This is a genomic window from Pseudotabrizicola sp. (assembly GCF_030684215.1).
Lineage (GTDB): Bacteria > Pseudomonadota > Alphaproteobacteria > Rhodobacterales > Rhodobacteraceae > Pseudotabrizicola.
On the sequence record NZ_JAUXOV010000038.1, the window covers coordinates 1 to 14,265 of the forward strand.

A 14,265-nucleotide genomic window follows, 5' to 3' on the forward strand; every position below is an offset into this window, starting at 1 on the left:
CGTCGAACCCTTCGCCTACCTCAAGGCCACCCTGACCGCGATTGCCAACGGCCATCCCCAAAGCCGCCTCAATGATCTCATGCCGTGGAACTTCAAGCCGTCAAGCTAGGCAAGCCGTGATGCCCCGCGAACGCTTACAGATGATACCGTGCGCCCCACGCAGATAGCGTTCCGCTGCCGTGCCAATGATGGGCCGGGCTTCCTGCCAACTCCGTTCCGCATGACGTGCTTTACGTCTTGCCTCCTGCCGTTTTGCCTGTTCGCTCCGTGCGGCACCAATCGGGTTGGGGGTGCGGACATGTTTCACTCCTGATCATGTGTAATCAGGCAGTGCCACTTTCTCCCAAATGGCGCATGGAAAACGATATAGGTCTAACTTTTCCGATAAGAGGCGGGATCGATTTTGAAAAGACTTGCGGCCGCAATCGGCAGCTGAAGATCAGCTCGCTTTTTCCAGATCGCCTCGACTGCTCCGTAATTCATGCTATGGCCGGTACCAATCATGTGAGTCGCCTCTGAAATAACGTCACATGCAGAAGTAGCGCCAACCGTCTCTTGATTTCGCTGTGCATGAAACCCAACACTTACAAGGTTTTGAATTTGGCTCAGAATTATCCGATCTCGCCAAATGTAACTTGCTTTCGAAGGACCTTTGGGTCGAGGAGGTATTTGCACTGCACCAATCGACAATAGCTGTTTCCAAGACCGAACTGCGTCGGACCAAGCATCCGTATTGATTGCCAAAAGGAACCGTAGCGCCTGAAACGCTCCGTAGTCATCCTTCGATTTCTCTACGATTGCCGCGTATTCCTTCTCACTTGCAGGTAGTTCATTGACAAATCGATCAAGGGCCAACATGCCCTCAAGCAGCGCCAATCCTTCATCACTAGGAGAGGGCAATCTCAGCCATTGGTCGCGTAGCACATTTGCTACCATCCTGAGTGCTGTCTGGCGATCCAAAGTTCGGCCATCTAGCTCTTGGGCCCAGTCTCTCTGAGCAAGTCGCGACTTTGAGTTGTAAAGCAGCTGCCAATTTGGCGATTTGGATGACCTTTGTACAGCCTCGAGCATTTATAAAGATGCCGCCAATAGAACCATGATACGAAGGACTGTACAGGGGCGACACTGTAAATCCTCGCGACACGCCAAATGCACTCAAGATATGCTTCCGATTGGCTGCTTTGTTCGCGAGTCGACCATCGTGCCCCCAGCAACAAGCCAGTACACACACTGCACTGTGACTTCTCTTATAAAAATCAAATCTTTAAGTGGTGCCCGGAGACGGATTTGAACCGCCGACACGCGGATTTTCAATCCGCTGCTCTACCAACTGAGCTATCCGGGCACCGGATCCCGCTGCATTTCTGCTTGGGTTGGCGGGTGATACGTCAGGCGCGCGGGGCTGTCCAGAGGCTTTTTCGCCTTTTTCGTGCGCGGCTAGTTGCTGCCTTACTGTCGGGGAAGACGGTCCTCGTCGTCCAGTTCCGGAGGGGTGTCTTCCTCGCCCTCCGGCGCTGGAATCGCATAGCTTTCGGTGAGCCAACGGCCCAGATCGACGTCGGCGCAGCGGCGCGAGCAGAACGGGCGATACTTCGGGTCGGTGTCTTTCTTGCAGATCGGGCAGGTCATGCGAACATGCCCCCCGCCACCTCTGCCAACGGCAGGCGGTCGCGCTTGCGGGTCAGCTCATACAGGCCCAGCGTGGTCCAGCCCGCCAGATTGGCCTCACCGTCGCCCTTGAACGCGGCCTTGATCACCTGATCCAGAATGGCGCGGTCTTTCTTTGACATCGGCGCAAAATCCACCACCACCTGTCCACCAAGCCCGCGCAGGCGCAACTGGCGCGGCAGATCACGGGCAGCGGCGATATTCACCTTGAGGCTGGCGGCCGGGCTGGTATCCGGCCCGGTGTTCACATCAACGGCGACCAGCGCGCGGGTCGGCTCTAGCATCATGTGACCACCGCCCACCAGATCGACGCGCGCGTGCAACAGGCCCGCCACCATCTCATCCACGCCATGTTCGGCAAAGCCACCCGGCTCCATCACGGCTTCATCCGGGGCAGGGTCCAGCCATTCGCGGAACGCAAGGTCATGCGCGCCGGGGCCATCGACCAACAGTTCGGCCTCGCCTTTGATGTCCAGCAGCACCGCCTCGGCAAGCCCGCGCATCGCAGCGATGTCTTCGGCAATCGCGTCAGGTTCGGCACCTTCACAGGACGACCGCAGGATCAGGCCCAGCGTTTCTGACGCGCCCACCATGCCAGCAGTGGCCATGTCAGACAGCGCGTCACGCACCGCCTCGTCCCGGATGCGGCGGCTGATGTTCAGCCCTGGTGCGTCAGGTGTTACGATTGCAAAGCGAGACTTGAACAACAAGCGTGCCGTGACCGGAATAGCCTTGCCGGGTTCGGCGGGGCCGGACACCTGCACCAAAAGGCGCTGACCGGGCGCAATGCCACTGATCTGGCGCAAGAAACCCGATCCTTCGGGCAGCTTGACGAAAATCCCGCCCTGTCCTTTGACCGGACGATCCGCAATAGCGCGGTAGATCGCCCCCGGCAGCGGCGCATCGGTATCTGGGTCCACCGACAGCTCTTCCAGCCGCCCATCAACAACCAAAGCCGCGACCTGCCGCCCGTCGATATCGTCGAGGATAACAACCCGACCCTTCATGCCTGCCTCCAGACCGGATAGCCAATGGCCTCCAGCAAAACCGCTGTTTCTGCGACGGGCAGCCCCATGATCCCGGTGAAACTTCCCTGAATCCACGGCATGAATGCCCCGGCCAACCCTTGAATGCCGTAACCGCCCGCCTTGCCCTGCCACTCACCCGAGGCAAGATAGGCATTCAATTCAGCATCCGACAGCCGCTTCATCTTGACTGCGCTTACAGACTCGCGCGTCAGGATACGGTCGCCGCGACGCACGGCAACGGCGGTAATCACCTCATGCCGACGCCCGCCCAGCAGCGTCAGAAACGCCGCCGCCTCACCCGCATTGGCGGGCTTGCCAAGGATGCGGCGGCCAAGCGCCACCGTGGTATCCGCACAGATGACCACATCTTCCGGCCCGGCCTCGACCGCAAGCACCTTTTCCCGCGCAAGCCGCGCGCAATAGGGGCGTGGCAATTCGCGGGGGTGCGGGTCCTCAACGATGTCGGGGGGCAGGATGGCGTCGGGCGTCAGTCCAAGCTGCGCCAGAAGCTCTTTCCGGCGCGGGCTTGCGGAACCAAGGATCAACCGCAATTTACTTGAAGCGGTAGTTGATACGGCCTTTTGACAGGTCATACGGGGTCATTTCCACCTGCACCTTGTCGCCTGCAAGAACCCGGATGCGGTTCTTGCGCATCTTGCCTGCCATCACTGCGATCAATTCATGGCCATTATCGAGTTCAACCTTGAATGTCGCATTCGGCAGGAGTTCCTTGACGACACCGGGGAATTCGAGAATGTCTTCCTTGGCCATGGTCACTCCAATAAATATGAGCCCGCGGGAACCGCAGGCCATGTGCGGCGCATATGCGCCTGATTCTCGGGGTTTTCAAGAGGATTCTCCGGTCTGGCAATGCTCATCGGCCGTGACAGACCGCTTCGCTTGGCCAGCCGGGCGTATCGCCAAGCGCGCAGCGCCGTCAGGCGCGAAGATCGACCCCCGTGCGTGCCGCCTGTTCTTTCCAGTGCAGATGGTTCAGCACCCGCCCATCGCGCCGCACATGGCGAATGGCGTCAAGGCTCACTTCGGCCACCGCCCAACCGGGCGCGTTCAACGTGGTTTCCGCCAATATCCCGGTGGGCGGAAACCCGGTATCGGGCGGCCCGTAGATCGAGGCTGAACCCACATTTTCATCCACCGCGGGGCAGAAATCACACGGGCCAACCGTGGGCGCATGCGCTACCACGCATTGATTTTCAAGCGCCCGCGCCATTGACCCGATCCGAACACGCGAAAACCCGGCAAGGGAGTCGGTGCAGGACGGGGCCAGCAAAATCTCGGCCCCTTGATCCACAAGATGCCGACCCAAAAGCGGAAACTCGCTGTCGTAACAGATGATTACCCCAATTCGGCCCAGATCGGTGTCAAACGGAGTCAACCCCTGCCCCGCAACCACATCCCACTGCTCTCGTTCAAACCGGGTCATGATCTGCTTATCCTGATGCCCGATGATCCCGTCCGGCGCATAGAGCGTGGCGCGGTTCACTGGGCGCGCACCCGTGAAAAACGGCCGCGACGCGCCAAGGATCAGGCAATCGTGCTGGCGCGCAAGTTCCTGATGCAGCGCGTCAGTGGCCGGACCATGGCGCGCCACCTCGTGCAAAGATGCCTCCAGATCCGCCGCAATCGCACGGCCACCCAGACTGCACAACTCCATCGCGCCATATTCCGGGAACACCAGCAGCTTGGCCCCCTGCCCCGCAGCTTGCGCGACCCAAGCGGACAGCTTGGCGGCGTGGTCATCAAACTGATCAAACCATGTCAGGTCATAGGCCGCCGCAGCGAGGGTAAAGCTTGTCATAGTTCACGCATCCAGAATTGCAGGGGCTTCTTGCTCTCATCCGCATCGCCGACATCACGCCATGAAAATTCGGCAATCACTCCGGGCAAGGGTGCATAGCCACGCCCCAGCCAGAAGGCATCATTGGTGCGGTACTGCGTGGGCCGTGCCGGGTGATGCTCGGGGCGCTGAACCGAGCAATAGGCTACATGGCTGCGCCCCAAGGCGCGGGCGTGATCCTCGCGCAGATCAAAGAACCGGTGGCCCAGTCCAAGCCCGCGATAGTCGGGCAACACCACCGATTCCGCGCCATACAGGATTGTGGTCAACGGCAGGCCAAGCCCAGCGAGGGGGGCCGCGAATTCCGCCGCGTGATCCTCCATCGGGGTCGAGGTCGAGGCCCCGACCAACCGATCCCCGTCAAACGCGCCAACCAGCAAAGCCTGCGCCGACTCGCGGTAGGTCTGCAAATAGTCACGCTCATAGGCCAGCGAGCCGTCGTACAGATACGGCCAGTCGCGGAATACCGCGATCCGCAGCCCGGCCACCGCATCAAGGTGGCGCTCCAACTCTGCGCCCTGCAAGGCGCGCAAGGTGATTCCCGGCGGCAGGTCGTCTCTGCTCATGCCGACACCATCGCCACCCAGTCCGACAGATTGTAAAACGTGGTGATGCGGGAAATCTTGCCATCCCGCAGATCAAAAAAAGCCCCCGCAGGCAGAACATAGCGCTGGCCCCGCGCTTCGGGCAGGCCCGGATCGGTCTGCAGATATTCACCATGCACGGTGAATTCCGCCGCCCCGCGCGCGCCATCAGGAGAGGTAAAGATCATCAGATCGTGCAATTGCTCACGGTAGCTGACCCCCATATGCGCGCAGAATTCGGCGAGTTTCTCGCGCCCGAGGCGGATACCACCCTCATTCACCCGATGCTCGACATCATCGGTGACAAGCGCCAGCATTCCGGCAGGATCGCCCGCGTTGAACGCAGCGTAATAGGCTTTGAGGGTGGCTTCAGCATCAGACATGGCAGGCTCCGGGTTTTGACCGCACGATAACGGCATTGTTCCGGATGGCCAGCAGCTTTTGGCTGGCGGAGGGGTGGGGGCCAGCCCCCACACCCCCGGAGTATTGCAAAAGCAGCAATGATCAGAGGCTTGCGAGTGCCTGTTTGATCGCATCTGCAAGAGAGGTGGTCGGGCGACCGATCAGGCGCGACAAGGTGCGGCTGTCGTCGTGCAGCGCGCCCGTGGCGGCATGGGCGTCGCTGTTGGCAAGGATGCGGGCAAAGCCTTCGGGCAGGCCAAAACCGATGAGGATGTCGGCATAGGTTGCTTCTGGCAGGCTGTCATAACGCAGGGTCTTGCCAGACTGGCGGCCCAGTTCGGCGGCAAATTCGGCCATTGTAAAGGCGCTGTCGCCTGCGAGTTCGTAGACCGCATTGTCATGGCCCGACGTCGTGGCTGTTGCCGCAATGGCCTCGGCATAGTCAACGCGCGCGGCGGCAGAAAGGCGGCCTTCACCCGCAGAGCCGATCACCGCGCCATGCGCCAGGACCGCACCCAATGATCCGGTCAGGTTTTCCAGATACCAGCCATTGCGCAGGATGGTATACGTCAGGCCCGAAGCCTTCAGCGCCGCCTCGGTCGCAATGTGGTCTGCCGCAAGCTGCATAGGCGAGGCATCGCCTTTCAGCAAAGAGGTGTAGATCACCCGGCCAACCCCCGCCGCCTCTGCCGCCGCGATGACATTTCGGTGCTGGCCCGCACGGTCGTCAAAGTCGCTCGATGAGATCAGCACCAGAACATCGACGCCCTTCAGTGCTGCGGCATCCGGGGCGGTGTAGTCAAACGTGCGCGCCTCTGTTCCAAGGTCTGCGGCCTTTTGTGGGCTGCGGGCAAGAGCAATTGGCGAGATGCCACGGGCGAGAAGGGCAGCAATGGCAAGGCGGCCAAGTTGACCGGTGGCTCCGGTGATGGCGATGGTGGTCATGGGGGCTATCCAGTGTTTGGTTGATTGATGACATCAGAATAAATCTTTACTTACGAAACGTAAGTACATACATTTTTGTTAGTATACCGCAGAGGCGCACATGACCCCTTCCGACACCGCACATGTCCTGATTTCGCGTTGGAAAACCGGCAATGTTCTGGCCGCCGACTGCCCGTCTCGCGTGATTTTGCAACATTTGACCAGCAAATGGGGCACCCTTGTCATGGTGACGCTTGCCACAGGGCCGCACCGCTTTGCCCAGTTACGCCGTCGCATTGCGGGCGTCAGCGAGCGGATGCTGGCCCAGACCCTTCAGCAACTGGAGGCAGATGGCTTTGTGCTGCGCGTCGCGCGCGATGTGGTGCCGCCGCATGTCATCTACAGCCTGACACCGCTTGGCACAGAGGCGGCTGTGCCAGTCATGGCGCTGACCGGATGGATTGAGGCGAATTTGTCGAAAATCTGCCCGTCTCCACCGCAATCAGCGCAAAGCCCGGTGCAGAGTGCATTAATTGCGGTCACATGACCGGGGCAAGATTACGTTGTACGGCAGTTCAAAAAGGAGGAAACAGATGCGCGCTTTCGTCCTGATCCCGTTTTTGCTTTTGACGCCGCCTGCTGGGGCCGATGTCCTTCCCTTCAGCACGCCCAGCCGCAACATAGAATGTAGTGTCGGGATGGGCGAAGGCCCCTCTGATATCCTCTGCGTCATTCATGAGAAAACAGGGCCCGACCCCCGACCACGTCCGGCAGGGTGCAGCGGCCCATGGGGCCATCATTTTTCAATGACAGAACGCGGTCCGGTGACAATGACATGCGGTGGACCCGGTCCCAGGAACACCGCGCGCCATGTTGAAATTGCAGATTACGGGGTTACGGGCCGCTTTGACGGCATCACCTGCCTGTCGGAGCGCACCGGCTTTTCATGCAAGAATGCCGATGGCCATGGCTTCTTTCTGTCGCGCGCGAAACGCACCGTGCAGTGATCGACCCCAACTCCACCGCCGCTCAGGCCAATGCTGTGCTGTCTTCGGTCGGGGCCCCGAACCGGCCAATCATCCGGTCGCGGATCTGATCGCGCGCCTGACGATAGGCCGACAGCTTATGATCACGCGACTCGCCAAGCCCTGTTGGATCAAGGATAGGCCAGTATTCGATATCCAGATGAAAATGCCGCGTCAGCTCCAGCGCCATGCGCTGGCTGGCAGGCGAAAGCGCAATGATCAGGTCAAATTGCGATAGATCATCCCCCCATTCCTGCATTTCATCAAAACTGCGGCTGCGATGCCGCGCCAGTTCGATCCCCAACTCCTGACAGACGGCAACAGAAAAGCCGTCCACCTCCATATCGTTGCGGACCCCGGCCGACTGAACATAGGCGCGTTGGCCGTAGAACTTCTTCATCAACCCTTCGGCCATGGGCGACCGCACGGCATTGTGGTCACAGCAAAACAATACAGACTGGGGAAAACCGTCCAAAGACTTACCCCCAGTGCAAAACGCAGATCAGCGTAAAGAGGCGCCGGGCCGTATCGGTATCCACCTCGGCCTTGCCCTCCAGACGTTCCTGCAACACCCGCGCGCCCTCATTGTGGATGCCGCGCCGGGCCATATCGATCGCCTCGATCTGGCTGGGCGGCAAGCGCTTGACCGCCTCAAAATACGACTCGCATATCTGGAAGTAATCTTTCACCACTTGCCGGAACGGCCCGAGAGACAGGTGGAACGCCCCCACCGTCTCTCCCGACTCCGAGCCTACATCAAACACCAGCCGCCCTTCGCGGATCGCAAGGCCAAGCCGGTACGGCCCCGGCGGAACCGGCCGGCCCTCCCGCGCAGGCAGGCCAAAGGCGTTCTCCTCCAGCAAATCAAAGATCGCCACCCGGCGCTCCTGCTCGATCTCTGGTGTCGGGCGGGCAAGACCTTTGTCGTCGATCTCGATCTGGCAGATGCGGTTGGTCGCAGGGTTGGTCATGAGGTCGGCCTTGCTCTCTGTTGCTCTGGTGATGCCCGACCCGCGCACGCGGCGCAAGCCTGTTGCGGTTTCTCACCCGTTCAGCCGGTCCAACCGCGCCCGCACGCTCAGGCCATGCGCCTCAAGGCTCTCACTGATCGCCAGCCGCTCGGCACTGGGGCCAATCGCCTTCAGCGCCTCGGGGGTCATCCGCGCCATGGTGGTGCGCTTCATGAAATCGAGCACATTCAGCCCGCTGGAAAACCGCGCCGAGCGTGCTGTGGGCAGCACATGGTTCGGCCCACCGACATAATCGCCAATCGCCTCAGGCGTCCACGGCCCTAGGAAAATCGCCCCCGCATGCGGGATCTGTGCTGCCAAAGCCTCGCAATCCTCGACCATGATCTCCAGATGCTCGGGCGCGATGCGATTGGCTAACGCCGCCGCCTGCGCCAGATCCTCCACCACAATCACCGCACCGTTGTCACGCCATGACGCCCCGGCAATTGCGCGCCGTTCCAGCGTTTCCAGCCGCGCCTCAACCGCCGCCACCACAGCAGCACCCAAATCCGCATCAGTGGTGATCAAAATGGCCTGCGCGCTCTGGTCATGCTCGGCTTGCGACAACAGGTCCAGCGCGATCCAGTCCGGGTCATTGCCCGCATCGGCAATCACCAGAATCTCGGACGGCCCGGCGATCATGTCGATACCCACCCGGCCAAACACCCGCCGCTTGGCCGCCGCCACAAACGCATTGCCCGGTCCGGTTATCTTGTCGACCGGCGCAATCGTCGCCGTGCCGTAAGCCAGCGCCGCAATCGCCTGCGCGCCGCCAATGCGGTACACCTCATCCACCCCGGCAATTTGTGCGGCCAGCAGCACCAGCGGGTTTACCACCCCGTCCGGCGTGGGGCAGGTCACCACCAGCCGCCCGACCCCCGCCACCTTGGCCGGGATCGCGTTCATCAAAACGCTCGACGGATAAGATGCCAGCCCCCCCGGCACATACAGCCCCGCAGCTGATACCGGCGTCCAACGCCAGCCCAGCGTGGCCCCCGCCGCATCTGTCCAGCTTGCATCCTCGGGCCGCTGCCGCGCGTGATAGGCCCAGATCCGCTCTGCCGCCAATTCCAGCGCCGCCCGGTCCTCGCGCGACACGCGTGCAATCTCAGCCGCAATCTCGGCCGCCGAAAACGCCATGCCCTCCGCCGTCAGCGTCAGCCGGTCATAGCGCGCCGTCAGCTCCAGAACCGCCGCATCCCCACGCGCGCGCACATCGGCAATGATCCCGGCCACAGCCTGATCAACATCTTCGGCCTCTTCGCGCTTCATCCCCAACAGCTCGGCAAAGTGCTGCTCGAAATCAGCATCCAGCGAGGACAGGAACATAGGCATGGCAGCACTCCTTCACGAACCCGCCCCAGATAGCGCGCGCCCTGCCCGCTCTCAAGCGCAAAGCCCCTTAATCTTGGCCCAATTACTCTGGGGGGAGCCGCAGGCGAGGGGCAAAGCCCCTTACTTTGGCAGGCGCATCCAAAATCGCGCCATCAGACTGATGGCCGCACAGGCAAGTCCAATGACCAGTCCCAACCACAGCCCCACTGCGCCAAACCCCAGCGGAAAGGCAAGAATGTAACTCGCGGGCATCCCGATCAGCCAATAGCTGATGGCGGCATAGATCATAGGCACGCGGGTATCTTGCACCCCCGCAAGAAGACCCAGCGCCATCACCTGCATCGAATCCGCGATCTGGAACAGCGCGGCACAGACCAGAAGAGCGGTGCCAACCGCAAGGATCGTGGCCCGCGCGGGCTCTGCCGGATCGATGAACACCGAAATCAGCGGCTCGGGAAACGTCAGGAAAATCGCCACCGTAATGGCAGCAAACACCACCGACAGGCCAATCGCCACCTTGGCCCCCAGCCGCATTCCGGCGTAGTCTGCCGCACCATCAAACCGCCCGGTGCGCACTGTCACCGCATTCGACAGGCCCACATGCACCATGAAAGTCAGCGCCGTGATCTCCAGCGCGATGCCATGCGCGGCCAACTCCACCGTGCCGATCCAGCCCATCATCAAGGCTGATGCCTGAAACAGCCCACTTTCCGCCAGTCCGGTAAGTCCCATCGGCCAGCCCAGACGGAACACCGATGCAAACGCGTCCCAATCGGGCCGCCAGAAGCGGATGAACAGCTGATACCGGCGCAGGCTTGGCAGAAACCCCGCGTAGAGGCACAAGAACAGCAAGGATGCGATCTGGATCACCACCGTCGCCACTGCGGCGCCTGCCACCCCCATCTCGGGCGCGCCCCAATTGCCAAAGATCAGCGCCCAGTTGATCGCGGCGTTCAGCGGCACGGCAACCACCGTCACCCACAGCACAACCTGCGTCCGGCCCAGCGCAGCCAGATAGCTTTTCAGCACCATCACCAGCAATGCAGGGATCATCCCCAGCCCGGCAATCCGCAGATAGGATTGCCCCAGAGCAGATACATCCGTCGCCTGCCCCAGCGCCAGCAACAGCGCCTCGGACCACCAGAACATCGGATAGATCAGCAAACCGAACAGGATCGACAGCCACAGCCCCATCCGGGCCACCCGGCGCACCTGCACCTCGTCGCCCTGCCCTTGGGCATTGGCGACCATCGGCATCACCGCCTTGGCAAAGCCAGATCCCATGATGAACAGCACAAAAAAGCTGGATGCCCCCAAAACCCCCGCCGCCAGCGGCACCACACCATACCACCCCAGCATGATCGTGTCGGTCACATGCAGACCAAACTGGGCAACATGGCTGCCAATCAGCGGCAGGCCCAACGCAAGCGTGGCGCGGGCATGATCCGCCGCAGTCATGGACGGCGCGGGAGATAAGAAGGGTGCGGATGTCATGGCATCAGCGATACGCCGCGCGCTTGCCAGAGGCAAGCGTCAGAGCGACCCGGCCAGCAGCATCAGCGACACCCCTGCAATCACCGCCCCCGCCACCAGTTCCACCCCCGGAAGCAGCCGCGCCAAGCCCGCGCCAGGCAGGGCCGCAAGTGCCCCCTCACGCGCCCAATAAGCCATGGCAGCCACCATCACCGTCACACTTGCGGTGCCCAGACCCATGGCAAAAGTGCCCAGGACCCCGGCCCAGCCTATCCCCATCGCGAAGGTCAGGATCAACAAAAACAGCGCGCCTGAACAGGGCCGCAGCGCAATCGCGCCAATCAACATTGCCGCATCACGCAAGGATGTGACTTGCGCCACCTGCGCCACACTCGGTGCATGCGAATGGCCGCAGCCACAGGCATCCTCAACGTGATGGTGATGGTGATCGTGATGGAGGTTGTCCTCATGCCCCTGTGCAGCAGGATGATGGCCATGGGCATCTTGCGACACACTCAGCGCAGTCAGCCCGCGCGCGCCGCGCCAGACCAGCCATAGCCCCAACCCCGCCACCAGCGCATGAGACACAGGCATCATCGCGGTTTCGGCAAAGCCCTCCATCCGGGGCCGGGTCCACCCCAGCGCAAAGGCCCCGCCCGCAACCAGCACCACCGCCACAGCCGCCTGCGCCAAGGACGAGGCCAAAGCCAGCCCCGCCAGCGTACGAAACCGCACCCGCCGCGCCATGCCATAGCCGCCGATCACCGCCTTGCCATGCCCCGGCCCGACCGCGTGGAAAAATCCATAGGCGAAACACACCGTCAGCAGCGCCGACCACGCCCCCGGTTTCCCAGCCCGCAGCGCGCGCACCGCGCCCGCCAGCGCCTCTTGCACCTCACGTTGCTGCGCACCCGCCCAGCGCGCGACGGGCGCCATCGCCCCGGTTGCCCAAAGCCCCGCCAGCACCAGCGCCACCGCCAGCCCAGCCAACGCCAGCACCCGCCATGGCCCGGTCAGCGCGCGCATGTGATCCGCGCCTCCTCGGCATAGGCACTGCCGATTGCCGGAAACTCACTCTCGGCATCCTCGCCGCCCGCCAATTCATCCAGCGCCGCCTGCAACCGCGCATCGGCCGCCTCGCGGTCCGGCTCATAGACCTGCACCCGACACCCATCAGCCCCGGTCAGAACCGGAGTGTCTGCGATCAGATAGGACGTGTAGAACGACGGATCATAAACCTGCACCACCAGATCCTCGGCCCCCATCACCACAGGCTCGGCCAACCGTCGCAGATGGGTCGAGATCAGACTGCCGTCGCGATATTCGGCTGTCGGTTCCTGCGGCCGTGACAATGCCAAAGGCACCTCGCCCAGCAGCGCATAGGTGTCACCCGCAAACTCTGCATGCCAGTCCATGTCAAACCCGGCCAAGGCTGCCTCTTCCTCCGGGGTCAATTCCCCGTCAAAGTCAGGGTCCAGCCCCTGCTCGGCCACATAGGTCATCGAAAACAGCGAATCGTATTTCCAGCCGATGCGCACCGCCTCGGCCCGACCTTCGGCGTCAAAGATCACCTCAATCGTGGCATCAATGAACACATGCGGATGGGCCACAGCAGCCACAGGGCCACAACAGGCAAATCCGATCAAAAGGGCAAAACCACAGCGCATTTCGGCAGACTAAACCATGCCCGCAGCACATGCCATGGGTCGACGGTGACAAGCTGCGGGCCTTGGCAGAAAGGCGCGCGGCCAAAACCGCCTGCCTAGCCCTTGCGCAAAACCGGATGCGCCACCCGGTCCGCGCTATGCCCAGCCCCGCCAATCACCTGAGCCGCCCGCCCGATGATCAACGGATCAAAGGCCCCAACAACTGCGTGATCCTTGCCCGGATATTCCAGCGTCGACAAAAAGTGCTGCATGCAATTAAGCCGCGCGCGTTTTTTGTCATCCGATTTGACGACGACCCAAGGCGCATCAGCGGTATCGGTGTAAAAGAACATCGCCTCCTTGGCCTCGGTATACTCATCCCATTTGTCCAACGACGCCTTGTCGATCGGCGACAGTTTCCACATCTTCAAGGGGTCAGTCTCGCGCTGCTTGAACCGCCTGCGCTGCTCATCTTGGGTGACCGAAAACCAGTATTTGTAAAGCTGCGTGCCGGACCGGGCCAGCATCCGCTCCAATTCCGGCACTTCGCGCATGAATTCCAGATACTCTGACGGACTGCAAAACCCCATCACCCGCTCTACCCCGGCGCGGTTATACCAACTGCGGTCAAAGAAAACGATCTCACCACTGGTGGGTAAGTGCTGGATGTAGCGCTGAAAAAACCACTGCCCCCGCTCGGTGTCAGACGGCTTGGTCAAGGCCACAACCCGCGCATAACGGGGGTTCAGATGCTCCATGAATCGCTTAATCGTGCCGCCCTTGCCAGCCGCATCGCGCCCTTCCATAAGAATGACAAACTTCTGCCCAGTCTCTTGCGCCCATATCTGCACCTTCAGCAACTCAGCCTGCAACAGAGCCTTTTGCGCCTCATATTGCCGCCGCGCCATCGGGCGGGCATAAGGATAACGCCCTGCCTCGAACACCCGCGCGATACTGGCCTCGGTCACCGGAAAACTGCGTGGCCCTGCAGGCAAATCTGCAACATCACTTGGCGGCACCTCCTGAGCAAGGAGCGGCGCCTCCTGCTGCACATCGGCAAATGGCGCATCGGCCTCGGTCACAAAACCGGAAGGGGTGGTTGTCTCGGTCATCCTTGATCCTTTGCTTTCCTGATCCCTCAAATCTAGCAGATGCTGCACCTCCAGACCTTGATCCCCGTCAACTCCGCCCCACAGATCTGCACCACAGCGCGTCAACATCCGAACATTGAAAACGGCCGCAGCATACCGCATCAATATCCGGCCACTCTGGCCTTGCCCGCCCACCCGCAGCGTGCTGCTATCGCCCCACC

The 14,265-nt window shown here is 61.6% G+C and carries 19 protein-coding genes and 1 tRNA gene; 3 read left to right on the forward strand and 17 right to left on the reverse strand.

Annotated elements, in window-relative coordinates; all coding sequences use genetic code 11:
* Positions 1 to 109, forward strand: a 109-nt coding sequence (locus Q8K08_RS06275) for a transposase domain-containing protein (protein WP_305249673.1), incomplete at its 5' end; no start/stop codon positions are given.
* Between the two features lie 263 nt (positions 110 to 372).
* Here Q8K08_RS06275 and Q8K08_RS06280 read toward each other — a convergent pair.
* The 10 genes from Q8K08_RS06280 to Q8K08_RS06325 all read right to left on the reverse strand — a co-directional run bounded on the left by Q8K08_RS06280 (position 373) and on the right by Q8K08_RS06325 (position 6,485).
* Positions 373 to 1,071, reverse strand: a complete 699-nt coding sequence (locus tag Q8K08_RS06280; protein ID WP_305249534.1) for a hypothetical protein — start codon at positions 1,069 to 1,071, stop codon at positions 373 to 375.
* A gap of 198 nt (positions 1,072 to 1,269) precedes the next feature.
* Positions 1,270 to 1,345, reverse strand: a tRNA-Phe gene (locus Q8K08_RS06285).
* Positions 1,346 to 1,449: 104 nt separating this feature from the next.
* On the reverse strand, positions 1,450 to 1,629 hold the full coding sequence (locus Q8K08_RS06290; protein ID WP_304797893.1) for a DNA gyrase inhibitor YacG: 180 nt from the start codon (positions 1,627 to 1,629) through the stop codon (positions 1,450 to 1,452).
* The gene (locus Q8K08_RS06295; RefSeq protein ID WP_304797891.1) at positions 1,626 to 2,675 is read right to left on the reverse strand and encodes a ribonuclease E/G; all 1,050 of its coding nucleotides are present in this window, start codon (positions 2,673 to 2,675) and stop codon (positions 1,626 to 1,628) included. The genes Q8K08_RS06290 and Q8K08_RS06295 overlap by 4 nt, the downstream gene beginning before the upstream one ends.
* On the reverse strand, positions 2,672 to 3,247 hold the full coding sequence (locus tag Q8K08_RS06300; RefSeq protein WP_304797889.1) for a nucleoside triphosphate pyrophosphatase: 576 nt from the start codon (positions 3,245 to 3,247) through the stop codon (positions 2,672 to 2,674). The genes Q8K08_RS06295 and Q8K08_RS06300 overlap by 4 nt, the downstream gene beginning before the upstream one ends.
* A 1-nt stretch (position 3,248) precedes the next feature.
* The gene (gene infA / locus Q8K08_RS06305) at positions 3,249 to 3,467 is read right to left on the reverse strand and encodes a translation initiation factor IF-1 (protein WP_054005112.1); all 219 of its coding nucleotides are present in this window, start codon (positions 3,465 to 3,467) and stop codon (positions 3,249 to 3,251) included.
* A 166-nt stretch (positions 3,468 to 3,633) separates the two neighbouring features.
* Positions 3,634 to 4,515 carry a carbon-nitrogen hydrolase family protein gene (locus Q8K08_RS06310; RefSeq protein ID WP_305249535.1) on the reverse strand — a complete coding sequence of 294 codons (882 nt, stop codon included), beginning with the start codon at positions 4,513 to 4,515 and terminating at the stop codon, positions 3,634 to 3,636.
* Complete coding sequence (locus tag Q8K08_RS06315; protein WP_305249536.1) at positions 4,512 to 5,120, reverse strand: GNAT family N-acetyltransferase; 609 nt, start codon at positions 5,118 to 5,120, stop codon at positions 4,512 to 4,514. Before Q8K08_RS06315 ends, Q8K08_RS06310 begins: the two co-directional genes overlap by 4 nt.
* A complete protein-coding gene (locus tag Q8K08_RS06320; protein ID WP_304797878.1) occupies positions 5,117 to 5,521 on the reverse strand; it encodes a ketosteroid isomerase-related protein in 405 nt (134 codons plus the stop codon). Before Q8K08_RS06320 ends, Q8K08_RS06315 begins: the two co-directional genes overlap by 4 nt.
* A gap of 121 nt (positions 5,522 to 5,642) precedes the next feature.
* Positions 5,643 to 6,485, reverse strand: coding sequence for an SDR family oxidoreductase (locus tag Q8K08_RS06325; RefSeq protein ID WP_305249537.1), 843 nt, complete (start codon positions 6,483 to 6,485; stop codon positions 5,643 to 5,645).
* Between the two features lie 100 nt (positions 6,486 to 6,585).
* Here Q8K08_RS06325 and Q8K08_RS06330 point away from each other — a divergent pair, with 100 nt between their 5' ends.
* Together Q8K08_RS06330 and Q8K08_RS21955 are read left to right on the forward strand one after the other, a co-directional pair.
* Positions 6,586 to 7,011: a helix-turn-helix domain-containing protein gene (locus Q8K08_RS06330; RefSeq protein WP_304804243.1), complete on the forward strand. Its 426-nt coding sequence runs from the start codon at positions 6,586 to 6,588 to the stop codon at positions 7,009 to 7,011.
* Between the two features lie 46 nt (positions 7,012 to 7,057).
* Entirely contained in the window at positions 7,058 to 7,471 is a 414-nt protein-coding gene (locus tag Q8K08_RS21955) for a DUF6636 domain-containing protein (protein ID WP_322573296.1), read from the forward strand.
* Positions 7,472 to 7,493: 22 nt separating this feature from the next.
* Here Q8K08_RS21955 and Q8K08_RS06340 read toward each other — a convergent pair whose 3' ends face one another.
* From Q8K08_RS06340 to ppk2, 7 genes are all read right to left on the reverse strand, one after another.
* A complete protein-coding gene (locus Q8K08_RS06340) occupies positions 7,494 to 7,964 on the reverse strand; it encodes a low molecular weight phosphatase family protein (RefSeq protein ID WP_304804247.1) in 471 nt (156 codons plus the stop codon).
* Between the two features lie 4 nt (positions 7,965 to 7,968).
* Positions 7,969 to 8,460 (reverse strand): UPF0262 family protein, encoded by a 492-nt coding sequence (locus Q8K08_RS06345; protein WP_305249539.1) that lies wholly within the window; start codon positions 8,458 to 8,460, stop codon positions 7,969 to 7,971.
* Positions 8,461 to 8,532: 72 nt separating this feature from the next.
* Positions 8,533 to 9,834 carry a histidinol dehydrogenase gene (gene hisD, locus Q8K08_RS06350; protein WP_304804251.1) on the reverse strand — a complete coding sequence of 434 codons (1,302 nt, stop codon included), beginning with the start codon at positions 9,832 to 9,834 and terminating at the stop codon, positions 8,533 to 8,535.
* 120 nt (positions 9,835 to 9,954) lie between these two features.
* A complete protein-coding gene (locus tag Q8K08_RS06355) occupies positions 9,955 to 11,292 on the reverse strand; it encodes an MATE family efflux transporter (protein WP_305249540.1) in 1,338 nt (445 codons plus the stop codon).
* A 75-nt stretch (positions 11,293 to 11,367) separates the two neighbouring features.
* Positions 11,368 to 12,333: a nickel/cobalt transporter gene (locus Q8K08_RS06360; RefSeq protein WP_304804028.1), complete on the reverse strand. Its 966-nt coding sequence runs from the start codon at positions 12,331 to 12,333 to the stop codon at positions 11,368 to 11,370.
* Positions 12,321 to 12,974 (reverse strand): DUF1007 family protein, encoded by a 654-nt coding sequence (locus Q8K08_RS06365; protein WP_305249541.1) that lies wholly within the window; start codon positions 12,972 to 12,974, stop codon positions 12,321 to 12,323. Before Q8K08_RS06365 ends, Q8K08_RS06360 begins: the two co-directional genes overlap by 13 nt.
* 95 nt (positions 12,975 to 13,069) lie before the next feature.
* A complete protein-coding gene (gene ppk2, locus Q8K08_RS06370) occupies positions 13,070 to 14,065 on the reverse strand; it encodes a polyphosphate kinase 2 (RefSeq protein WP_305249542.1) in 996 nt (331 codons plus the stop codon).
* Positions 14,066 to 14,265 lie beyond the last annotated feature (200 nt).